Consider the following 22,717-nt stretch of genomic DNA (forward strand, 5'->3'; position numbering starts at 1 on the left):
GTCAGGCGGTCTCCACGGCAGTCGTCGTGGCGGGCGGCAGGCCTTCGCTCTTCGCCATCCGCATCAGCTCCGCCTTGCGCGCCGCCATCTGCTCGCCAAGCGCGTCGAGATCGACATCGGCGGCGCGGGCCTGCTGGAAGATGTTGCCGTGCATCTTCTCTTCTTCCTCGACATGATGCTCGATCTGCTCCTGGAGCACCTTCACCTTGGCGTCGTAAAATTCCTCGTCGGGCTCGGCGGCCTCGATGTCGTTGATGAGCAGCTTGGCGCCGTCATGCTCCACATAGGCTTCGTCGAGATCGTCGCCGTCGATCTTGCCGCGCAGCGCCGGATAGAAAATCTCCTCCTCGATCATCGCGTGGATCTTGAGCTCGGTGCAGATTTCCCGGGCCAGCTTCTCCTTCGACGAAGCGCCCGTCGCCTTCTCGAATTTCGCGAACAATTCCTCCACCTCGCGATGGTCCCGGGCGAGGAGATGAGTCGCGTCCTGCTTGCCTTCACGTGCCATTTCATGCCTCCTGATTTCGGAAGGGGAACATTCGGAGCGGCGCGCCGGTTCCCGCCTCGCCGAGCAATGATGGAGCCACGAGTGGCCGAGACCGAGACCCTCTCCCCCGTCCTGACCGACGAGATCGAGCAGGCGACACGCCGGCTGCTCGAAAAAGCCTGCGAGCGCGACCTGACCCTGGCGACGGCGGAGAGCTGCACTGGCGGGGTGCTGGCGTCGCTGCTGACCGATGTGCAGGGCTCGGCCCATGCCTTCGACCGGGGCTTCGTCACCTATACCGACGTATCCAAGGCGGAGATGCTCGGCATCCCGCTCGACCTCATCAAGCGCGAGGGCGCGGTCTCAAAGGCGGTGGCGATCGCGATGGCGGAGGGCGCGCTGGAGCGGTCCAAGGCCAATATCGCGCTCTCCGTGACCGGATTCGCCGACCAGGGCGAGGAACCGGGCCTCGTCCATTTCGGCTGCGCGCGGGCGGGGCGGACCACCGCCCATCGCGAGGAACATTTCGGTCCCGTCGGAAGAGGTGCTACGCGCGTCGAAAGCCTGCGCGTGGCGATCGAGATGATGACGGAGATGCTCTGAAATGGCGACCAAGGCCCCGTTCGAGGCGATCCACCGCCATGGCTATGTCCGCGCCGCCGCCGCGACCCCGACCGCTTCGTCGGGCGACGTCGCCTTCAACGTCGCGCAGACGATCGCGCTCGCCAGGGAGGCGGATGCCCGGGGCGTCGACCTGGCGGTCTTCCCCGAGCTCAACATCTCCTCCTACGCCGTCGATGACCTGTTCCTGCAGGAAGCGTTCCTGGACGCGGTGGAGACGGGGCTCGACGCAATCCGCGCCGGCACGGCGGACCTGGGCACCGTCCTCGTCCTCGGCGCTCCGCTCCGCCGCAACGGCCGGCTCTATAATTGCGGAATCGTCCTCTCCCGGGGCACAATCCTCGGCGTCGTTCCCAAGAGCTTCCTGCCGAATTACCGCGAATATTACGAGAAACGCTGGTTCGTGTCCGGCGTCGGCCTCGACGGCATCGACATCGCGGTCGCCGGCGAGACCGTGCCGTTCGGCACCGACCTGATCTTCGCCGCGACCGATCTCGCCGACTTCATCTTCCACGTCGAGATTTGCGAGGATTATTGGGCGCCGCAGCCGCCCTCCACAATCGGCGCGCTGTCGGGCGCGCTGATCCTGTGCAACCTCTCCGCCTCCAACATCACCATCGGCAAGGCCGACGAGAGAAAATTGCTCTGCGCCTCGCAGTCGAGCCGCTGCTGCGCCGCTTACGTCTTCGCCGCCGCCGGCCCGGGGGAAAGCACGACCGACCTCGCCTGGGACGGGCAGGGCCTGATCTACGAGACCGGGGAGCTGCTCGCCGAATCGAGCCGGTTCGACCCCGAACCGGAGCTGTGCGTCGCCGATGTCGACGTGCAGCGCTTGCGGCTCGAACGCATGCGGATGCCGACCTTCAACGACAATGCGGTCGCCGCCGGCCATCCCGAGAAAAAGGCGCGCCGCATCGCCTTCGAGCACCAGCCGTCGCTGAAGGATATCGGCTTCGAGCGCAGCCTCCGCCGCTTCCCCTTCGTCCCCAACCGGCCCGAGCAGCTCGATTTGGACTGCTACGAAGCGTTCAACATCCAGGTCCAGGGCCTCGCCAAGCGCTTTACCGCGACGTCCGGATCGAAGCTGGTGATCGGCGTTTCGGGAGGGCTGGACAGCACCCACGCCCTGATCGTCGCCGCCAAGGCGTGCGATTTCCTCGGGCTGCCGCGCTCGACGATCCTCGGCTTCACCATGCCCGGCTTCGCCACCGGCGAGACGACCAAATCCAACGCGTGGGCGCTGATGAACGCCCTCGGCATCGTCGGCGAGGAGATCGACATTAGGCCGGCCGCCCGGCAGATGCTGGGCGACATGGGCCATCCCTTCGCCAGCGGGGAGCCGGTCTACGACATCACCTTCGAAAATGTGCAGGCGGGCCTTAGGACCGACTATCTCTTCCGCCTCGCCAACCAGCGCCGCGGCTTCGTGGTCGGCACCGGCGATTTGTCCGAGCTGGCCTTGGGCTGGTGCACCTACGGCGTCGGCGACCATATGAGCCATTACGGCGTCAATGCCGGCGTGCCCAAGACCCTGATCCAATATCTCATTCGGTGGTGCGTCAAATCGAACCAGTTCGACGCCGAGACCGATCGCGTGCTCACCGCCATACTCGACACCAAGATTTCGCCCGAACTGGTGCCGCCCGACGAGCAAGGCGAGATGCAGAGCACGGAGGACCGGATCGGCCCATACGAGTTGCACGATTTCTTCCTGTTCCACACGTTGCGGAGCGGCCAGCCGCCGTCCAAGATCGCGTTCCTTGCGTGGCAAGCATGGCAGGATGCCGAGCGGGGACTGTGGCCGATCGGCTATCCCGACCAGCTCAAGCGCGCCTACGACCTCCCTACCATCCGCGGTTGGCTGGAGGAGTTCCTCACCCGGTTTTTCAAGACCAGCCAGTTCAAGCGATCGGCGCTGCCCAATTCGCCGAAGGTGTCGATGGGCGGCAGCCTGAGCCCCCGTGGCGACTGGCGCGCGCCTTCGGACGGCGTCGCCACGCTTTGGCTTGACGAACTGAGGGACGCGCTGGACCCTGCCTGACCCGGTCACGGCGCTTACTGCACCGCAGCATCTACCGGCGAACCGCCGGACGCCTCCGACCGGCGCGAATTAACATCGATCAGCACGGTTCCCCGGAACTCGTTACGCCCCCTGACGTTCTCCAAAAGTCCTTTAAACTTCAGGGGTTCACGTGATCAGCTTCTCCACAGCCTCTCAACAGGGGCACGCCGTCTCCTCCCGCGCCCTTCCCCCCGGCCACACGCTGATCTGTTTCTCGCATTTGCGGTGGAACTTCGTTTTCCAGCGCCCCCAGCATCTGATGAGCCGCTTCGCGCGCGACCGGCGGGTCGTCTATTGGGAAGAGCCGGAAGCCGCGCCGTCCGATTGCGAGCCCGCGATCGGCGTCCGCACCTGTGCCGAAACGGGCGTGACCGTCGTGACTCCGTCGCTCCCCGAAACATTGGGCGACAGCGAGCGCGAGGCGGCGTTGGGGCATATGCTAGACGCCTATCTCGCCAGTGAAACGCAACCGCTCATCCGCTGGTATTATACGCCGATGATGCTGCCTTTCTCGCGGCACCTCGATTCCGCCTGCACCGTCTACGACTGCATGGACGAACTGGCCAATTTCCGCTTCGCGCCGCCGCAATTGCTCGGCCTCGAACGCGAGCTGTTCGCCACCGCCGACATCGTCTTCACCGGCGGCTACAGCCTGTACGAGGCGAAGAAGAACCGGCACCCGAACGTGCACCCTTTCCCATCCAGCGTCGACCGCGCCCATTTCGCCCAGGCGAGGGCGACGGACGCCGCGCCCGACGACCAGGCGATGCTGCCGCGTCCGCGCCTGGGCTTTTACGGCGTGGTCGACGAACGGATGGATCTTGAGCTGCTCGCCGCGCTGGCGGACGCCCATCCCGACTGGTCGCTGGTCATCGTCGGCCCGGTGGTGAAGATCGACCGCGCCGACCTGCCGCAGCGCAGCAATATCCATTATCTCGGCGGCAAGACCTATGAGGAGCTGCCCGCTTATCTCGGCGGATGGGACGTCGCGTTGATGCCCTTCGCGATCAACCCGTCCACCCGGTTCATCTCGCCGACCAAGACGCCCGAATATCTCGCCGGCGGCAGGCCGGTGGTTTCCACACCGATCACCGACGTCATCCGCCATTATGGCGACCTGGAGGCGGTGTTCATCGCAGAAGACGGCGCGTTCATCGAGGCCTGCGAGGAAGCACTGGCGCTCGCGCGCAGCGGCGGCAACTGGCTGGACGAGGTCGATGCCAAGCTCGCCCATCTGAGCTGGGACACGACCTATGCCCGCATGGCCGGCCTAGTCCACGAAGCGATCTCCGTCCCGACCGCGGGGCCGCGCCTCGTCACGACGGCCGGGAAGAAGAAATACGATTATCTGGTGGTCGGCGCCGGTTTCGCCGGCTCGGTGCTGGCCGAACGGCTGGCCAGCCAGCACGACGCGCACGTGCTCGTCATCGACAAGAGACCGCACGTGGCGGGCAACGCCTACGATCATCTCGATGAAGCGGGTGTGTTGATCCACCAATATGGGCCGCACATCTTCCACACCAATTCCGACGACATCGTCGATTATCTGTCGAAGTTCACGCGGTGGCGGCCGTACGAGCATCGTGTGCTCGCTTCGGTGCGCGGGCAACTCGTGCCGATCCCGATCAACCGCACCACGCTCAACCGCCTGTTCGACCTCGCTCTCCAGACCGACGAGGAGGCGGCCCAATATCTGGCGTCGCGCGCGGAGCCGGTGGTGGATGTCCGGACCAGCGAGGACGTGGTCGTCTCGGCCGTCGGGCGCGAGCTCTACGAATTGTTCTTCCAGGGCTATACAAGGAAGCAATGGGGCCTCGACCCGAGCCAGCTCGACAAATCGGTGACGGCGCGCGTGCCCACCCGCACCAGCACCGACGACCGCTATTTCTCGGACAAGCACAATATCATGCCGGCGGACGGCTACACGGCCATGTTCAACGCGATGCTCGATCACCCGAACATCGACGTGCTGCTGAGCACCGATTATCGCGACGTGCAGGAGGAGGTGGTCGCCGACCATATCGTCTTCACCGGGCCGGTCGATGAGTTTTTCGGCTTTCGCTACGGCAAGCTCCCCTATCGGAGCCTCCGTTTCGAGCATCAGGTGAAGGATGTGGAGCAATATCAGCCGGTCGCGGTGGTGAACTATCCCGATCCCAAGCTGCCCTACACCCGCGTCACCGAATATAAGCATCTGACCGGGCAGCGGCATCCGCGGACCAGCATCACCTTCGAATATCCAAGCGCGGAAGGGGATCCTTATTATCCCATCCCACGTCCCGAGAACCAGGCCCTGTTCAAGAAGTACGAGGCGCTCGCGCTGGCCACGCCCAACGTGACGTTCGTCGGACGGCTGGCGACCTATCGTTACTACAATATGGACCAGGTGGTCGGGCAGGCGCTGGCCACGTTCCGCAGGCTGGACGCGAAGCGGAAAGCCGCCGAGGCCAGCAGGCCCAGCGTCTGGACCGAAGCAGCGGAATAGGATTCCCCTGCGGGAGGCGGCGTTCTACTCCGCCGCCTCCCGCCAAAGGCTTCGATTTTCCTCGCAATAATCGTCGATCGCATGATCGAGCGGTCGCAGCATCGCGCCGCGATTGCTGACGAGAGCCGTATTGGCGTGCTCGCCATCGATGGGAATGATGAGGGCGGCATCGTAGCCGGCGCCCTCCGCCAACCTGGTAGCGAACTGGTGCCAGCTGAGCTTCCCCTGATTGGCGAGATGCCACAGCCCGGTTTCGCCGTCGATCAGCAGATCCAGCGTCGCGTGGCAGAGGTCCGGCACATAGGTGGGCGACACGGCGACGTTCCGATCCGCTCGCACCGGATCGCCGCGCGCCAGCGAATCGAGGATCGTCCGGGCGAAATTATACTTGTCCCACGGGCCGAAAAAGGCGCTTGTCCGGATGACGAGGGCGGCTTCGGCAATGCCCAGAACGTGCTGCTCGGCTTCGGCCTTGCTGAGCCCGTAGACGCCGGTCGGACGCACCTCGTCATGTTCGGCATAGGCCCGGCCGAGCTTGCCGTCGAACACCAGGTCGGAGGAGAAGGTGACGAGCGGCAGCCCCGCTTCCGCGCAGGCGCGCGCGAGCTTCTCCGGGCCGGTCGCATTGGCGCTGAAGCACGCGTCCCGCTCATTCTCCGCATCGGCCACCCGCACAAAACCAGCGGTGTTGACGATCGCCCAGGGCCGGAAGCGCGCGATGGCGGCCGCGATCGACGTCTCCCGCGTGATGTCGAGATCGTCGCGGGTCGTCAGGCAGAAGGGAATGCCGCGATGCTCGGCGATGCGGGCAAAAGCCTGGCCTAGGGTGCCGGTGGCGCCTGTGATGAGCAGCTTGCGGCCGCCGCCGCCAATATCCTGGCATCGGCCATGCCAGGGATAAAGCCGATCCGGGCGCCGCCACCAGCCGGGCGTGTCGAGCACCGGATGGTCGTATCGCAAGCCACGTGAATAGCTTCGGGCCGCCTTCGCGAGCGCCGTCGGACGCGGCTCCGGTCCCCGCACGTCGAACGCGCCGACATCATAGACACCCTCTTTTCGCGTCAGCAGCGAGCGCCAGTCGACCGCGCCGAACAGCGACCACAAGGTCACCGCGCGCAGGTCGACACCTTCCTTGCGAAGCTCGCGGGCGGCCTCCCACACCTCGGCGAACCAGCGCAACTGCTCGTCGCGAGTGCAGCCATGGTGGACCTCCGAGACGATTATGGGGAGGCGATAGCGCCGCCAGGCCTCGCGCAGCCGCGGCGCGATGCCGGTCCGTTCGTGCAACCGCTTCACCCGCACCGCCTCGGCGTCGATATAGATATCCCGGCCGTTTCCGCCCGGCCGGAGACCCGGATAGAAACCGAGGCGGTGGTCGAGGAACCTCTCGCTAGTGAGATAATGGTTGATCCCGAGCATGTCCGGCGTCGCCGCGCCATCCGCGAACGTCTCCAGCTCGGCCTCCGCGATCCCGTTGTCGCGCATGATCCGCCACCAGCCGTGGCGCTCGTCCACCCGGCCGGAAAGAAGGTCGAAACTGAGCCAGCGCCGCTCATTCTCATGCGCGGCCTGGTAACGGAGCGGCGCGGTCGAGAAGGTCTTCCCCAGATCCTCGGTCTGGAGCAGCTGCGCACGGGGATTGACGGCGCGGATGGCCACCATCGCCGCGGCGATGCCCCTGCACTGGTTGACCAGCGCCCGCAGGAAGGTGGGATAGTCGCTCCCATGCGGATACCAATGGCCGTAGAGGCCGGAGAAGCGCGCGGTCGTCAGCGGCTCGTTGATCGGCGTCCACAGCTCGATCCAGGGGTAGCGCTCGGCCACGCGCGCCGCGAAATCGGCGAACTTCCGATAAAAATCGGGATCCAGCAAATCGGTGTATCGCGGCCCCGACCCATGATGCAGTAGACCGCCCACCACCCTGATCCCTCGCTCCCTCAGCAAGGCGAGGCGATCGTCGGTCCAGGCGAAATCGCAGCGATCGGACCGGTCGGGCGCGATCGATTCCCACAGGATCGGATATCGTATCGTCGAGATACCGAGATCGGCGATCCGCGCGATGTCGTCGCGCCGGACGAGATGTCCCGTCTCGGCTACTTCGTCCCGAAATTCGTCGCCGACGCGGGCGGTCGTGCACTCGACGCCTCCCCAGAGTTCCGGCGGCGAGGCCTCTTGTGTCTCGGGCGGGTGGATCATAGGCGGTTCAAGGTTCCTGACGCTTGCGTCACGAACGGGTGGGGAAGCCGGGCGTTCCACGAAAAGAACAGCCGCCGGAGCAGTTTAGGCGCCGCGCCTAATCATCCTCATCCTCGTAGCCGACAAGGTTCAGCTCGCGCGCCTTGATCTGGCGCATCGCGCACCAGTGAATCAGCGCCTCCTCGCGGCCGTGGGTGACCCACACTTCGCTGGGCGCGATTTCGGCCAAGGTGGTCGTCAGCTCGTCCCAGTCGGCATGGTCGGAGATGATGAGGGGCAGTTCGACATTGCGCTGGCGGGCGCGCTGGCGGATGCGCATCCAGCCCGACGCCATGGCGGTGATCGGATCGGGCAGGCGCCGCGACCAACGGTCGTTGAGGGCGCCGGGGGGGCACAGGATGATCCGGCCCTTCAACTCCTCCTTTGCCGCGCCGGTGGCGGGGCGGAGGTCGCCCAGCTGGACTCCATGCTCGACATAGAGGTCGCACAGCCTTTGCAGCGCGCCGTGGATGTAGATGGGATCGTGGTGGCCGCGGCACCGCGCTTCCATGACGACGCGCTGCGCCTTGCCGAGCGCATAGGCGCCGACCAGCACGCAGCGATCGGGATTTTCGTGGAGGCGCAGCAGCAGCCGGTCGATTTCGCTCGCCGTCTCGGGATGGCGGAAGACGGGCAGGCCGAAGGTCGCCTCGGTGATGAAGATGTCGCACGGCACGGGTTCGAACGGGGCGCAGGTTGGGTCGGGTCGGCGCTTGTAATCGCCCGAGACCACGACCCGCTCCCCGGCATGTTCCAGCACGATCTGGGCCGAGCCGAGGACATGGCCGGCGGGGACGAAGCGGACGTCCACCTCGCCGATGCGCAACGTCTCGCCATAGCCGACGGCATGGCCTGTCTGGGGCCCGTAGCGGCATTCCATGATCGCCAGCGTCTCGGGCGTCGCCCACACATTTTCGTGGCCGCCGCGCGCATGGTCGGCATGGCCGTGGGTGACGAGCGCCCTGGACCTGGGCCGGCTGGGATCGACCCATGCGTCCGCGGGCGCGACATAGATACCTTCGGGAAAAGGCTCTATCCAGGAACCGAGACGGACCATCGGGAGCTATATGGTCGGACAGGCGGCCCGGTTCCACGGACACCGCCCACAGGATAGGAGGAAATGCATGGACAGCCCCAGCGGAGCCTTTTGGAGCATCATCACCATCGCCGGACCGCTGCTGCTGGGAGCGGTCCTGCTCTGGGCCCTGCTGCGCAACCGCAAGGCCGCCCCCCGCGACGACGCGCGCACCGAAGAGGCGACACGAGAGCTCTACGACGAGGAGGATCGCGCCCATCGTGGCGAGGGCGACAATGTGCCCTGACGGCGAGCGGTGAGGAACGACGACGCACGGGATCTTCCGCCGGTCATCGCCGGCTGGTTCGCCGCCAAGGGCTGGAATCCGCGACGCCACCAGCTTGAAATGCTCGCCGCCGCCCGCGCGGGGCGCAACGCCCTGCTCGTCGCGCCCACCGGCGCGGGCAAGACGCTGGCGGGCTTCCTCGCCAGCCTGATTGAGCTCGTCGAGCGGCCGACGGACGGCCTCCACACCCTATACGTCTCGCCGCTGAAGGCGCTGGCGGTCGACGTTCAGCGCAACCTCCTGAAGCCGATCGCGGAGATGGGCCTCGACATACGGGTCGAGACGCGCACCGGCGACACGCCGTCCGACCGCAAGGCGCGGCAGCGGGCGCGGCCGCCGCAGATGCTGCTGACCACGCCCGAATCGCTGAGCCTGCTGCTCAGCCACGAGGACAGCCCGCGCCTGTTCGCGGACCTCAGGACCATCGTCATCGACGAAGTCCACGCTTTCGCCACCGGCAAGCGCGGCGACCTTCTCTCCTTGTCGATGGCGCGTCTCCAGCGGCTGGCCCCCGACATGCGCCGCGTCGCGCTCTCGGCCACCGTCGCCGATCCCGAAGCCTATCAGGGCTGGCTCGCACCCGACGCCGATATCGAGACCGTGGACCTGGTGCTCGGCGATCCCGGCGCCGAGGCGGAGATCGGCATCCTGCTCCCGGAGGACGAGCGCATCCCCTGGTCCGGTCACAGCGGCCGCTGGGCGGCTCGGCAAGTGATGAAGGAGATCGAGCGGCACAAGACAACCCTCATCTTCTGCAACACGCGCAGCCTCGCCGAGCTCATCTTCCAGGATCTGTGGGCGGTGAACGACGATCATCTTCCGATCGGCATCCACCACGGTTCCCTTTCGATCGAGGCACGGCGCAAGGTCGAGGCGGCGATGGCGGACGGGCGGCTTCGCGGGCTGGTGTGCACGGCGAGCCTCGACCTCGGCGTCGATTGGGGCGACGTCGACCTCGTCGTCCAGATGGGCGCGCCCAAGGGTTCGTCGCGCCTGCTGCAGCGAATCGGCCGCGCCAACCACCGTCTCGACGAGCCGAGCCAGGCGATCCTCGTCCCCGGCAACCGCTTCGAATATCTCGAAGCCCGCGCCGCGCTCGACGCGATCGACGAGGCCGAACTCGACCCCGAGATATTCCGCCCGGGCGCGCTCGACGTGCTCGCCCAGCATATCATGGCGGCGGCCTGCGCCGGGCCGTTCCGCGAAGAGGAGATGCTGGCCGAGGTCCGCTCGGCCGCGCCTTATGCGGGGCTCGCCGAAGGCGTTTTCCGGCAGGTCCTGAGCTTCATCGAGAATGGCGGCTATGCGCTTCGCGCCTATGACCGATTCCAGCGGCTGAGCCGCGATTCCGAGGGGATATGGCGCGTATCCCACCCGCGCTTCATCCAGCAGCATCGGATGAACGCCGGCATCATCGTCGACGCGCCTCTCCTCGACGTGCGCTTCAGGAACGGGCGCAGGCTCGGCACTGTCGAGGAGGGTTTCGGAGCGACCCTGTCTCCCGGCGACACCTTCTTCTTCGCCGGGCTCGTGCTGGAGGTGGAGAAGACCGACGGCACCGACCTGATCGTGCGGGCCTCGTCGAAATCCGCCCGCATCCCGACCTATATGGGCGCGCGCATGGCGATGAGCACCAACCTCGCCGACCGCGTCCGCGGCTTTCTGGACGACCGCGGGCAGTGGCCGCGCTTTCCCGACGACGTGCGCGACTGGCTGGAGGTGCAGGATTATCGGTCGGTCCTGCCGCGCCCCGATCAGCTCCTCGTCGAGACATTCCCCCACGAAGGCCGCCACTATATGGTCGCCTACAGCTTCGAGGGCTGGAATGCGCACCAGTCGCTTGGCATGCTGATCACGCGGCGGATGGAGAGCGCCGGGCTCAAGCCGCTGGGCTTCGTCTCCAACGATTATGCCCTCGCCTGCTACGGGCTGGAGCCGATCGAGGATCCCGCCGCCCTCTTCTCCGCCGACATCCTGGAGGACGAGTTCGTCGATTGGGTGCAGGGATCGAACCTGTTGAAGCGCGCCTTCCGCGAAGTGGCGGTGATCGGTGGCCTGGTCGAGCGCCACCATCCGGGCAAGCGCAAATCCGGGCGCCAGGTGACCTTCTCGACCGACCTCATCTACGACGTGCTTCGCCGCTACGAACCCGACCATCTTTTGCTCAAGGCCGCCTGGGAGGATGCGAAGGCGCGGCTGACCGATGTCGGCCGCCTCGCCAGCCTGCTCGACCGCGCCGCCGGGACGATGCTCCACGTCGAGCTGGACCGCGTCTCGCCGATGGCGGTCCCCGTCCTCGTCATCGTCGGCCGCGAACGCACCGCCACCGGCACCGTCGACGACGCGCTCTTGATCGAGGCCGAAAGCCTCGCCGAGATCGCAATGCGGGTCGATTAGGCGCCGAGCGCGGCCAGCAATTCCGCTTCCGGCAGGTTCGGGTCGGCCAGCTTGTTGGTTCCGTTGACCTGCGCATACCAGTCGTTGACCGGCGGCGCCTGCGGGCGTGAGAAGCGGATCCAGTCGACATCGAGTGCCATGTCGACGCGGGCGTCCTTCAGCACGAGAGCATTGATCCGCCCGGCATCCTCCGGCTCATCGGGCACGTCGACGCTGTGTGTGTAGGCGATGAGGCCGACCTGCATGTAGGGCGAGCCCTCCATCCGGTAGAAGCGGTCCCGCACCTCCCAGGGGCTGCTCTCGTCGGGGCGGGCAAGCGCGAACAGCGCCATGCCGACGCGGACCAGCCTCAACTCCATCCAGCCGCTGCCATAGGGCCTGAGTTTCAGCGACGAATAGCTGTTATAGGTGCCCTTGGTCTCTGTCATCGTCCTGCCGGGCTCGTGGCCGACGCCGGTGGTGATGAAATGCCAGTTTTCCGCGCGCGGTTTCCAGGCCTCGGCCTTGATCCCGTTCGGCACCCGCACCATCAGCCCGCCCAGCGACCAGGTGCCGCCCGGCACGGCGCCGTCCAGCCCGCGCACCCGCACCCGGGCGCGGACGTCGAAATCGCCCGCCACGGTCTTGAACAGGAACGGCGCGTTGAGATCGCGCACCCAGGCGGAATGATAGGGCTGAAGGGTCAGCACGCCGGGCTCGGCGGCGCCCACGTCCAGCGCCTTGATCTTGTCGGGCCAGCCATAAGCCGAGTGGAAAAGACTCCATTCGGGCGCGAGCGCGATCCCGTCGAATTCGTCGCCGAGGGTTGCCGGATCGGCCGGCAGCGGTGGCGGCGCCTGAGCCGACAAAAGTCCCGCGGCCAGAGGCGCGAAGGCAAGGAAGCGGAAGCATCGAATGGCCGACATGAATATCCCCCTGGAAGAGTGGCGCGTATCCATCCGGTTGAGGCGTGAGCGGGCCGCCTCGGCAGGCATTTTCGACGAGCGGCGTTGCCCGCTCGATCAACATGCGTGGGAGGGCGCCTCCCCGGTCGATTGGACCGGGCGCCCGTCGCGCGTTAGGGTCCGGACAATCGATACGCACAGGGAGACGAACATGGCCCGCCCGACCGCCGCTTTCGCCATCGCGGCTGCTTTCACCTTCGCTGCTCCCGCCTGCGCCCAGCCGGCGGAACAGACGGAGGAGCAGGCCATGGCCGAAGCCGCCGCCACGGCCACCGCGACCAAGGTGTTTCAGCTTCCCGAGGGCTCGCGGCCGCACGACGTGGCGCCCGCTCCCGACGGCAAGATCTGGTACACCGCCCAGCGCCAGGGCGCGCTCGGCATCCTCGATCCGGACACCGGCGAGATACGCCAGGTTCCGCTCGGCCCCGATTCGGCGCCGCACGGCGTCATCCAGGGGCCGGACGGGGCCGCCTGGATCACCGACGGCGGCCAGAACGCGATCGTCCGCTACGATCCCGAAGCCGAGGAAATCAAGGTCTGGAAGCTGCCGGCGGAGACGGGCTATGCCAACCTCAACACCGGCGCGTTCGACGGCGACGGCATTCACTGGTTCACCGGCCAGAACGGCATTTACGGCCGGCTCGACCCGAAGACTGGCGAGATGAAGATATTCAAGGATGCCGACGGCCGCGGCCCCTACGGCATCGCCGCCACTCCGGCGGGCGACGTCTATTACGTCTCGCTCGCCGGCAGCCACCTCGCCCGCATCGACCGGGAGACCGGCGAGGCGACAATGATCGAGCCTCCGACCAGGGACCAGGGCGCCCGCCGCGTCTGGGCCGACAGCCATGGCGACCTGTGGATATCCGAATGGAACAGCGGACAATTGAGCCGCTACACGCCGGCGAGCGGCGAGTGGAAAAGCTGGAAGCTGCCCGGCGAGGCCCCCAAGGCCTATGCCGTCTATGTCGACGAGCGGGACATCGTCTGGGTCAGCGATTTCGGCGCCAACGCCACCCTCGCTTTCGATCCCGCGACCGAGCAATGGACGCGTTATCCCGGCAGCGGCCCCGAAGCCAATGTGCGCCAGGTACTGGGCCGGCCCGGCGAGGTATATTTGCCGGAATCGGGCACCGACCGGCTGATGATCGTATATACTTCGTCGCAAAGGTGAAGCCGGCGCTCGCCCTCGTCCCGGCTCTGCTGCTGGCGGCGGTGGCGCTCGCGGCCCCTCCCGCCGCCCAGGGCGATCCGAAGCGCGGCGAAATTGCCTTCCAGAAATGCTATGCGTGCCACGATCTGGCGCCCGCCAGCGATGTCGCCGGCCCCAGCCTCCACGCGATCATCGCCCGCCCCGTCGCCGCGCGCCCGGGCTTCGATTATTCGCCGGCCCTGCGCGCCTTCGCCGCGCGCGAGCCCCGCTGGACAAGGGAAATGCTCGACCGCTTCATCGCCGATCCGGAAGCGCTCGTTCCGGGCACCAGCATGACCTTCACCGGCATGAGCGACCCGCGCGAACGCGCCGATCTCATCGCCTATCTCCAAGCATCGAACGCCCCCTAAGGCGCATTTTAACGGTTGTGCGGTACAGGCCCGATCATGGGTTCGACCGTCGCGCGCGCCATCGCACGAATCATCGATGCCGGCGACGTGGACAGCGCCGCCGGCCGCGCGTTGCTCGAAGAGCGCTATCGCGCCCTCCAGCGCCAGATTCCCTTGCTCTACGGCATCGCGGTCGCGGCGTTCCTCGGGCTGCATATCGCGACCGGAAGCGATATCCGATCGGCGACCCATCCGGTCAATTATGTGTTCGGACTGGTGCTGCTGCGCCTCGTGCACTGGGTGAGGACCCGGTCCAGAACGCTACCGCCAGAAAAAATACGGCGGGAGTTGACGAAGACCTATGCGCTCGCCGCGTTGATCAGCCTCTTCCTTTCTTATTGGGGCCTTCGCCTCTGGGATGCGGGCGGCGCGATGTGGCAATCCTACATCGTCCTGTTCGGATCCCTCGGCGCAATCGGCTGCTCCTACGGCCTCAGCAGCTTCCCCAGCGCCGCCCGGCTGCCGCTTCTCATCGTGGCCTTGCCCTTCGCGCTCCGGCTGATGGTGTCGCTGGAGCCGGCCATGATCGGCATCGGCTTCAGCCTCAGCCTGGTGACGCTGATCACCGTCCGGCTTATCAATGTCCAGAATGCGAGTTTCACCGCCCTCGTTCAATCGCGCTCGGAAATCGCGGTCGAGCGGGAGCGCGCGCGGAGGGCCGAGGAAGCGGCACTGGTCGAAAAGGCCAAGGCGAGAGCCGTCGCCGACACCGACCCGCTGACCGGGCTCGCCAATCGCCGTGCCTTCCTGGCCGCGCTCGAGGCGAAGGCGTCGGCGGCCAACGGGGACCGTTCCGCGTTCGCGCTGGCGCTGGTCGATCTCGACGGTTTCAAGCCGATCAACGATACGTTCGGCCACGCCACCGGCGATGCCGTGCTGATCGAGGTGGGCGCGCGCCTGAAGCTGGAGGCCGGGGCCGACGGGTTGGCGGCGCGGATGGGCGGCGACGAATTCGCCCTGCTCCTGCCCGATCGCACCTCGCGGGCCGCGGCCGAACGGCTCGGGCAGAGCGTCTGCGCCAGCCTCAAACGGCCCTTCCATGTCGGCGGTCGCGAGTTCCGCATCTCGGGCTGCTGCGGCCTGACCCTGATCGGCCGCGGCTGCTACGACGTGCCGGTCGCGCTGGTGCGCGGTGATGCCGCTCTCTACAGCGCCAAGCAGAGCGGGCGCGGGACCGTGACCCTCTTCTCGCCGAAACTGGAACGCTCGCATCGGCGCCGCGCGGCGATCGAGAAGGCGCTGCGCCTGCCCGGAACCCGCGACGAGATCGATCTGGTCTTTCAGCCGATCTTCGACCTTTTCACCCACCAGTTGCGCTGCTTCGAGGCGCTGGCCCGCTGGGAGCATCCCGAACTCGGCCTCGTCTCGCCGTCCGAATTCATTCCCATCGCGGAGCAGATCAACGTCATCGAGCCGATCGGCGAGGCCTTGCTCGCCAAGGCGGCCCGCGAGGCGAAGCGCTGGCCCGACGCGATCCGCCTGTCCTTCAATCTGAGCGCGGTCGAACTCTGCTCGGTCGCCTCCTCGGCGCGGATATTGGCGATCCTGGCCGTAGAAGGCCTCGATCCCGCGCGCCTCCAGATCGAGGTGACGGAGACCGCTTTGCTGGTCGATTTCGAGGCGGCGAGGACCAACCTCAACGCGCTGCGCTCCGCCGGGGCGTGGATCGTGCTCGACGATTTCGGCGCCGGGCACGCCTCCATATCCTACCTGCGCGAAATGCGCTTCGACGCGATCAAGCTGGACGGATCGCTGATCGCGCGCGTCGCCACGTCGCAGAGCAGCCGCCGGCTCCTCAAGGGCGTGCTCGACCTTTGCGCGTCGCTCGGCGTCGCCTCCGTCGCCGAGCATATCGAAACGGATGGGCAGCTCAGCCTGCTGCGCGAGATGGGCTGCCGCGACGGCCAGGGCTTCCACCTGTCGCGCCCGGTCCCCGCCGAAGCCGCCCGCGCCCTCGCCGAGACGCGGATGCTCTCCCTGCCGTCCGAAGACAGCAAGGTCGCCTAAGGCGGACCTCGCTCGGGCGGAATCGCTTGTCGCAACCGACTGGGGGCGCCTTCGTTGTCCCGGAACCAGCATGGGAAAACGATGAAGCACCCTTACATTCTCGCCGCCCTCCTGTCCCTCTCCGCTTGCGGCGGCGCGGGGCCGGCGGAGAACACCGCCGATCGCCTCGAGGAAGCGGCCGAGCAGAGCCACCCGGCGGCGGCCGACGTGCTCGAAAACGCCGCCGACGAGATCGAGGCGGGGAATGTGGAGAGCCCAGACCGTGCGGCGCAGCAGGCGCTAGAGCGCGCGGGCAATGCCCAGGCCCCCAATGCCGGACCCCCTCCGGGAACATCGCAGCCGGTCGATTCGCTGGAGAATTCCTATTGAGGAAACGGGGGCCGGCCCCGGTGCGGATCGCGAAATCGGCGCGGCCGCCCATCCCCCCGGAATTCCGACCGCCGCGCCGCGCTCCGTCAGGTGATGCTGGCAATCTGATAGAGGAAATCGACATAGCCCATGGTGGCGCCGTCGAGACCCTCCACCTTGGGGTTGCTGCTTTCGATCACATAATATTCGTCCGGCGCGTGGGCGCCGCTGCCGTGACCGAGGCCGAACTGGCCGGCGGGCAGCGATAGCGGCGCGCCGGTGAACACGACGCCTGGCCACGAGCCCGCGCTCCTCGGATAGAGGCTGTGGGGCACGCCGGCGCGGGTATAGACAGCCTGCTGGGCGCGGATCACGCGGCTGTCCTCGGCGGTTTCAGTGGGATCGTAGCCGCCGCTCATATTCACCTCGACGTCGCCGAACCCGCGTTTGGCGAGATGCGCCTTCAATTTCGCGAGCGTGTCCTCGGCGGTCATGTTCGGCACCATGCGAAGGTCCAGCTTGGCCACGGCGCGCGCCGGCAGGATGGTCTTGCCGCCGGGTCCGGTATAGCCGGCGACCAGCCCCTCGATGTTGACCGTGGGCTGCGACGCGAGCCGCTCCAGCGACTGCTGCCAAGGCTCGTCATTCACCCAATGCTTGACGCCGAGCGCCTTCATCGCATCGGCCTCGCTATTCTCGCGCGCATTTTCGGCGATCAGCGCTTTCTCGCGCGCCGTCAGCGGGCGGACATGCTCGAACAGGCCGTCGATGGCGGGAGTGTTGCCGTCGGCGCTGACCAGGGTCTGGAGCGCCTGGACCAGCCGCCAGACCGGGCTGTCGACATGCGCCTTCTGGCTGGAATGGATATCCTTCAGCGGGCCCCGGCCCCATTTCTCGCCGCTCGACACCAGTTCGACCTCGATCAGGCCCTTGGCGCCGAGGTTGATGCTGACCGCGCCGTTCTTCGCCTGCCAGCCGGCGGGAATGATGACGCCCTCGCACTTCTTGAGCGCCGCGAAGACATTCGGCCGCTGGACGATCTGCGAGAAATGCGGCGATCCGATCTCCTCCTCGCCCTCGGCGACGAGGACGAGGTTGACCGGCAGCTTGCGCCCCGCCGCGCGGATCGCGTGAAGCGCGGCGAGGAAGGTCGCCTCTGGTCCCTTCTGGTTGACCGCCCCGCGCCCCATGATGACCTTGCCCCAATCGGGCTTGTCGAGGATTCGCGCCTCCAGCGGCGGCGACGACCACTCGGCCGGGTCGAACTGCTTCACGTCGTACATGAAGTAGATGCCCATCCAGCGCTTGGCGCCCGCGTCCAATGTCGCGAACACGCCCGGATGGCCGTCGGTCGGCACCTTTTCGACATGCTGGAAGCCGGCGTCGCGAGCGAGGCGCGCCATGTAATCGGCGCCCTGATCCATGTTGAGGTCTTCGGCGGCGATGGAGGGATTGCGGATCCAGTCCTGGATCCGCGCGACCGAGGCGTCGTGCCCCGTCTCGACCGCCTTGCGGATCGCGGCCATGTCGCCCGACTGGGCGAGCGCGGCGCCGGGCGCGAACAGCATCGCCCCGGCGGCGGCCCCCTTCATCAAGGTGCGGCGGCCGGTGGCGAAAGCGTTTCTGTCGTCCTGCATCTTCAAAAAACCCCCTTCGATGGCTGTCGGTGGACAGTAGAGCCCGAAAGGGGAATAGCGTCCAGCCCATGCGCTATTTTCTGGACACCGAATTTAACGGCCTCGGCGGCGAGCTGATGAGTCTGGCGCTCGTGCCCGAGCATGGCGACCAGGAATTCTACATCGTGCTGCCGCTGCCCTCGCCGCTTCACCCCTGGGTCGCGAAGCATGTCGTGCCCTATCTCAATAACGTGCCTCCCGGCCACGATTGCGCGCCGGTCTCGCGCCTCGCCGCGGCCGAGCAGCTCGCCGAGTTCCTCGCCGGCGATCTCGATCCGTTGATCCTCGCCGATTGGCCGGACGACATCGCACTCTTCTGCGCCCTGCTCGTCACCGGCGAGGGCGAGATGGCGCCGGTCGGCACCCTGCGCTTCGAATTGATCCGGAGCCCCGGTTTCAGCACCGCCGCGATCAGCAAGGTCCCGCACAACGCCCTCCACGACGCGCGGGCGCTGAGGGACTTCATGACCCATTGGGAAGTCTGAGCGGATGACCGGCCGGTCGGACGAAGTTTCGGCGCCCCTTCGCCGAGAGATCGGCTTCGCCGGATCGGCCTTCCTGTCGTTCAACGGCATTGTCGGCGCGGGCATCTTCGCGCTGCCGGCGACGCTCCACTTTCAGTTCGGCGCGTTCAGCCCCTGGCTGTTCCCGATCTTCGGGCTGCTCATCCTGCTCGTCGCGCTCCCCTTCGCGCGGCTGGCGGCCCTGTTCCCGCAATCGGGAGGGCCGGTCGCCTACACCGCCGCGTTCGGCCCGCTCGCCTCCTTCCAGGCCGGATGGCTTTACTACCTCGCCCGCGTCACCGCGCTCGCGGCCAATGCAAACGTATTCGCCCTCTACGCGACCGCCTTGTGGGCGCCGCTCGGCACCGGAGCGGGGCGGGCGGCGACGATCCTGGCTCTGTGCGGCGGGCTGACATGGGTCAACATGGTCGGCGTCCGCCGCGCCGTCCGCGCGCTCGACGGCCTCACCTTGCTGAAGGCCGCGCCGCTGGTCGGCATCGCTTTGTGGGGTCTCGGCGCCGCGGCCGACGCGCTGCCCGCGCCCGGCCCCGTGCCGCCGCTCGCCGGCATCGAGGCCGCCGCCCTGCTCGTGCTCTACGCCTTCATCGGTTTCGAGAATTCGGTCGTGCCGGCCGGCGAGACCGACGATCCCGGCCGCACGATCCCGCGCGCTTTGATCCTGACCATCGTCGCCACCGCCGCGCTCTATTTCATCATCCAGCTCGCTTATGTCGCGGTGATGCCGGCCGGCGAGACGCCCGATGCGCCGCTCGTCGCCTTCGCCGTCGCGGTGGCGGGTCCGGCGGGCGGGCTGCTGCTGACCGTGGCGGCGCTCGCCTCGGTCGCCGGCAATCTCGCCGGCTCGCTCACCTCGACGCCGCGCGTCACCTTCGCGCTCGCCCGCGAGGGATTGCTTCCGCGCTGGTTCGGCGCGGTGAACGGACGCTTCCACACACCGGCCAACTCGGTCCTGTTCATGGGCCTGCTCGGCGCCATTCTCGCGCTCACAGGCAGCTTCCTGTGGCTGGCGGTGGTGAGCACGCTGGCCCGTCTCTTCGTCTATGCCGGCTGCATCGCCGCACTGCCGCGCGCGGAGCGAAAAGCGGGAAGGAAGACGAAAGCCGCCACGATCGTGCTGATGGGATTGGGCCTCACCATCTGCCTGTGGGCCGCCTTCCAATCCGAATGGGCATCGTGGCGGATGCTGATCGGGCTGCTCGCCGCCGGATTGCTGCTCTATGCGGTCGCCCGGCGCCAGGGGCGCGAACAGCAATGAATTCCCGCGGGCTTCACCCGGCGCGGGGGAAGCTCTACAGGCGCCCGATGAACGACGAATTCTACCGCATCCGCCGCTTGCCGCCCTACGTCTTCGCCGAAGTCAACGCGATGAAGGCCGCCGCCCGCGCGCGCGGCGAGGACATAATCGACCTCGGCATGGGCAATCCCGACGGTGCGCCGCCGGCGCACGTGGTGGAGAAGCTCGCCGAGGTGGCGCGCAACCCGAAGGCGCATGGCTATTCGGCGTCCAAGGGCATTGCCGGCCTCCGCAAGGCGCAGGCGGGCTATTATAGCCGCCGCTTCGGCGTCGATCTCGATCCGGACAGCGAAGTGATCGTCACTTTGGGCTCCAAGGAAGGGCTCGCCAACCTCGCCCAGGCGATCACCGCGCCGGGCGACGTCGTGCTCGCGCCCAACCCGTCCTACCCGATCCACCAGTTCGGCTTCATCATCGCCGGCGCCGCGATCCGGTCGATCCCGGCCGCGCCGGGGCCGGACTTCTTCACGCGCCTGGAATATGCGATCCGCTATACGGTGCCCAAGCCGACCGTGCTGGTGATCGGCTATCCCAGCAACCCGACCGCCTATGTCGCCGACCTCGCATTCTACGAAAAGGTCGTCGCCTTCGCCCGCGCGCATAAGCTCTGGGTCATCAGCGACCTCGCTTATGCCGAAATCTATTTCGGTGACACGCCCACCCCCTCGATTCTCCAGGTGCCGGACGCGCGCGAGGTGGCGGTCGAATTCACGTCCATGTCCAAGACCTATTCGATGGCCGGTTGGCGGATCGGCTTCGCGGTCGGCAACAAGACGCTGATCCACGCGCTGACCCGGGTCAAATCCTATCTCGATTATGGCGCCTTCACGCCCGTCCAAGCGGCCGCCTGCGCCGCGATCAACGGACCGCAGGACATCATCGCGGCCAACCGGGCGCTCTACAAGGCGCGCCGCGATGTGCTGGTGGAATGCTTCGCCCGCGCCGGCTGGGACATCGCGCCGCCGCAAGCCAGCATGTTCGCCTGGACCGCGATCCCCGAGGCCTTTCGCCACCTGGGATCGGTCGAATTCGCCAAGCGGCTGCTGACCGAGGCCGGCGTCGCCGTGGCGCCCGGCGCGGGCTTCGGCGAGGAAGGCGAAGGATTCGTCCGCATCGCCCTCGTCGAGAACGAGCAGCGCATCCGCCAGGCGGCGCGCGGCGTGAAGCAGTTCCTCGCCAGGGTCTGAGCGTTCGCCGGGGAGCGACTCAATCGTCGCCCTCCAGCAGGCGCCCGATGCCCTTGGCGAACTTGATGACCATGTCCAGATTGACGCCGACCTGGCTCTGGCAGAGCCGGATGCACCGCTCCGCCGACAAGGCATCGCTGCCCGTCGGCGCTTCGCCGATGCGCGGCCCGACTTCGCCCGGATCTCGCTCGATCGGCAGCGGCAGGCGCCGCCCCGCCTCTCCGTCCCGCCGGCCGCAGACGACGATCTCGCCTTCGCCGGTGGCGGTCGGGCAGCCCGCATCGGCGACGGGCCGAAACTGGTCCCGGTAATTCTCCAGCGCCTGCTCCGCCGTGATCGTCTGGGCCGTCGCGGCGCCCGGCAGCGCCGCGGCCATGAACATCGCCGCCATTCTCGACTTTGACAAAGGCCTCGCCTATCGCAGCCTCGACACTTCAACAGGGATGACAGAAAAAATGGTGACCGCAAGCCATGTGCTCGACCGCGTGCTCGTATTGGAGATGGTGCGCGTCACCGAAGCCGCGGCGGTCGCGGCGTCGAAGCTGATCGGCCGCGGCGACGAGAAGGCCGCCGACCACGCCGCCGTCGAGGCGATGCGCGCCGCCTTGAACACGCTGGAAATGGACGGCACCGTCGTCATCGGCGAAGGCGAGCGCGACGAAGCGCCGATGCTCTATATCGGTGAGAAAGTGGGTTCTGCGCAGGGCAGCGGCCCGTGCATCGACATCGCCCTCGATCCGCTGGAAGGCACCACCATCACCGCCAAGGCGGGGCCGAACGCGCTCGCCGTCCTCGCCATCGCCGAGCAAGGGTGCCTGCTGAACGCGCCCGACGTCTATATGGACAAGCTCGCCATCGGGCCGGGCTATCCGGAAGGCACGATCGACCTCGCCAGAAGCCCGAGCGACAATATCCGCTCTATCGCCAAGGCAAAGGGGGTGGAGCCCGGCGACATCATCGCCTGCGTGCTCGACCGGCCGCGCCACGAGAAACTGATCGCCGAGCTGCGCTCGCTCGGCTGCGGCATCATGCTGATCCCCGACGGCGATGTCGCCGGGGTGATCGCCGTCACCGATCCCGACACCACGATCGATGTCTATATGGGCCAGGGCGGCGCGCCCGAAGGCGTGCTGGCGGCGGCGGCCTTGCGCTGTGTCGGCGGCCAGTTCCAGGGCCGGCTGGTGTTCCGCAACGACGACGAGCGTGCCCGCGCCGCCAAATGGGGGGTCGAGGACCTTGACCGCATCTATCACCTCCAGGATCTCGCCAAGGGCGACGTCATTTTCGCCGCGACCGGAGTCACCGACGGATCGCTGCTGGAAGGCGTCAAGCGCCGCAAGAATTGCATTAGCACCGAGAGCGTGGTGATGCGCGCCAGCACCGGCACGGTGCGCTGGGTACGCGGCGAGCATCGGAATGAGCCGGGGATGCAGTGCGGCTGAGCGGGATCGAGAGAAACCCCCTCCCCGTCATTCCCGCGAAAGCGG

At 67.2% G+C, this 22,717-nt stretch carries 19 protein-coding genes; 13 read left to right on the top strand and 6 right to left on the bottom strand.

Annotated elements, in window-relative coordinates; genetic code table 11:
* Position 1 precedes the first annotated feature (1 nt).
* On the bottom strand, positions 2-508 hold the full coding sequence (locus tag ACFQRC_RS13250; RefSeq protein WP_379962010.1) for a hemerythrin domain-containing protein: 507 nt from the start codon (positions 506-508) through the stop codon (positions 2-4).
* 81 nt (positions 509-589) lie between these two features.
* Between ACFQRC_RS13250 and ACFQRC_RS13255 the strand changes: the two genes are divergently transcribed.
* From ACFQRC_RS13255 to glf, 3 genes are all read left to right on the top strand, one after another.
* The gene (locus tag ACFQRC_RS13255; protein ID WP_379962012.1) at positions 590-1,090 is read left to right on the top strand and encodes a CinA family protein; all 501 of its coding nucleotides are present in this window, start codon (positions 590-592) and stop codon (positions 1,088-1,090) included.
* 1 nt (position 1,091) lies between these two features.
* Positions 1,092-3,149: an NAD(+) synthase gene (locus tag ACFQRC_RS13260; RefSeq protein WP_379962014.1), complete on the top strand. Its 2,058-nt coding sequence runs from the start codon at positions 1,092-1,094 to the stop codon at positions 3,147-3,149.
* A 280-nt stretch (positions 3,150-3,429) separates the two neighbouring features.
* Entirely contained in the window at positions 3,430-5,655 is a 2,226-nt protein-coding gene (gene glf, locus ACFQRC_RS13265) for a UDP-galactopyranose mutase (RefSeq protein WP_379962016.1), read from the top strand.
* Positions 5,656-5,679: 24 nt separating this feature from the next.
* On the opposite strand, the gene ACFQRC_RS13270 is transcribed toward glf, so the two are convergent.
* Both ACFQRC_RS13270 and ACFQRC_RS13275 read right to left on the bottom strand, forming a co-directional pair.
* Positions 5,680-7,851 carry a family 1 glycosylhydrolase gene (locus tag ACFQRC_RS13270; protein WP_379962018.1) on the bottom strand — a complete coding sequence of 724 codons (2,172 nt, stop codon included), beginning with the start codon at positions 7,849-7,851 and terminating at the stop codon, positions 5,680-5,682.
* A 97-nt stretch (positions 7,852-7,948) separates the two neighbouring features.
* Positions 7,949-8,947 carry a ligase-associated DNA damage response exonuclease gene (locus ACFQRC_RS13275; RefSeq protein ID WP_379962020.1) on the bottom strand — a complete coding sequence of 333 codons (999 nt, stop codon included), beginning with the start codon at positions 8,945-8,947 and terminating at the stop codon, positions 7,949-7,951.
* A gap of 67 nt (positions 8,948-9,014) precedes the next feature.
* On the opposite strand from ACFQRC_RS13275, the gene ACFQRC_RS13280 reads away from it, so the two are divergent.
* Positions 9,015-9,212, top strand: a complete 198-nt coding sequence (locus tag ACFQRC_RS13280) for a hypothetical protein (RefSeq protein WP_379962022.1) — start codon at positions 9,015-9,017, stop codon at positions 9,210-9,212.
* Positions 9,213-9,221: 9 nt separating this feature from the next.
* A complete protein-coding gene (locus tag ACFQRC_RS13285) occupies positions 9,222-11,648 on the top strand; it encodes a ligase-associated DNA damage response DEXH box helicase (RefSeq protein ID WP_379962024.1) in 2,427 nt (808 codons plus the stop codon).
* On the opposite strand, the gene ACFQRC_RS13290 is transcribed toward ACFQRC_RS13285, so the two are convergent.
* The gene (locus ACFQRC_RS13290) at positions 11,645-12,553 is read right to left on the bottom strand and encodes a hypothetical protein (protein WP_379962026.1); all 909 of its coding nucleotides are present in this window, start codon (positions 12,551-12,553) and stop codon (positions 11,645-11,647) included. The two genes, ACFQRC_RS13285 and ACFQRC_RS13290, sit on opposite strands and share 4 nt — an antisense overlap.
* 190 nt (positions 12,554-12,743) lie before the next feature.
* Between ACFQRC_RS13290 and ACFQRC_RS13295 the strand changes: the two genes are divergently transcribed.
* The 4 genes from ACFQRC_RS13295 to ACFQRC_RS13310 all read left to right on the top strand — a co-directional run bounded on the left by ACFQRC_RS13295 (position 12,744) and on the right by ACFQRC_RS13310 (position 16,570).
* Positions 12,744-13,766 carry a lyase gene (locus tag ACFQRC_RS13295; RefSeq protein ID WP_379962028.1) on the top strand — a complete coding sequence of 341 codons (1,023 nt, stop codon included), beginning with the start codon at positions 12,744-12,746 and terminating at the stop codon, positions 13,764-13,766.
* Complete coding sequence (locus tag ACFQRC_RS13300; RefSeq protein ID WP_379962030.1) at positions 13,763-14,155, top strand: c-type cytochrome; 393 nt, start codon at positions 13,763-13,765, stop codon at positions 14,153-14,155. Before ACFQRC_RS13295 ends, ACFQRC_RS13300 begins: the two co-directional genes overlap by 4 nt.
* Before the next feature lie 36 nt (positions 14,156-14,191).
* Positions 14,192-16,201, top strand: a complete 2,010-nt coding sequence (locus ACFQRC_RS13305) for a putative bifunctional diguanylate cyclase/phosphodiesterase (RefSeq protein WP_379962032.1) — start codon at positions 14,192-14,194, stop codon at positions 16,199-16,201.
* 81 nt (positions 16,202-16,282) lie between these two features.
* A complete protein-coding gene (locus ACFQRC_RS13310) occupies positions 16,283-16,570 on the top strand; it encodes a hypothetical protein (protein ID WP_379962034.1) in 288 nt (95 codons plus the stop codon).
* An 86-nt stretch (positions 16,571-16,656) separates the two neighbouring features.
* On the opposite strand, the gene ACFQRC_RS13315 is transcribed toward ACFQRC_RS13310, so the two are convergent.
* Positions 16,657-18,186 carry a M20/M25/M40 family metallo-hydrolase gene (locus ACFQRC_RS13315; protein WP_379962040.1) on the bottom strand — a complete coding sequence of 510 codons (1,530 nt, stop codon included), beginning with the start codon at positions 18,184-18,186 and terminating at the stop codon, positions 16,657-16,659.
* 68 nt (positions 18,187-18,254) lie between these two features.
* On the opposite strand from ACFQRC_RS13315, the gene ACFQRC_RS13320 reads away from it, so the two are divergent.
* The 3 genes from ACFQRC_RS13320 to ACFQRC_RS13330 are packed head-to-tail and all read left to right on the top strand — an operon-like array spanning position 18,255 to position 21,230.
* Positions 18,255-18,710, top strand: coding sequence for a hypothetical protein (locus tag ACFQRC_RS13320; protein ID WP_379962042.1), 456 nt, complete (start codon positions 18,255-18,257; stop codon positions 18,708-18,710).
* Positions 18,711-18,714: 4 nt separating this feature from the next.
* Positions 18,715-20,004: an APC family permease gene (locus ACFQRC_RS13325; protein WP_379962044.1), complete on the top strand. Its 1,290-nt coding sequence runs from the start codon at positions 18,715-18,717 to the stop codon at positions 20,002-20,004.
* 47 nt (positions 20,005-20,051) lie between these two features.
* Positions 20,052-21,230 (top strand): LL-diaminopimelate aminotransferase, encoded by a 1,179-nt coding sequence (locus ACFQRC_RS13330; protein WP_379962046.1) that lies wholly within the window; start codon positions 20,052-20,054, stop codon positions 21,228-21,230.
* A 19-nt stretch (positions 21,231-21,249) separates the two neighbouring features.
* Here ACFQRC_RS13330 and ACFQRC_RS13335 read toward each other — a convergent pair whose 3' ends face one another.
* On the bottom strand, positions 21,250-21,636 hold the full coding sequence (locus ACFQRC_RS13335; protein WP_379962048.1) for a hypothetical protein: 387 nt from the start codon (positions 21,634-21,636) through the stop codon (positions 21,250-21,252).
* Positions 21,637-21,685: 49 nt separating this feature from the next.
* Here ACFQRC_RS13335 and glpX point away from each other — a divergent pair, with 49 nt between their 5' ends.
* Positions 21,686-22,672 (top strand): class II fructose-bisphosphatase, encoded by a 987-nt coding sequence (gene glpX / locus ACFQRC_RS13340; protein WP_379962050.1) that lies wholly within the window; start codon positions 21,686-21,688, stop codon positions 22,670-22,672.
* Positions 22,673-22,717: the final 45 nt, after the last annotated feature.

Origin of the sequence: Enterovirga sp. GCM10030262, from assembly GCF_042666435.1 — a bacterium.
Classification (GTDB): domain Bacteria; phylum Pseudomonadota; class Alphaproteobacteria; order Sphingomonadales; family Sphingomonadaceae; genus Allosphingosinicella.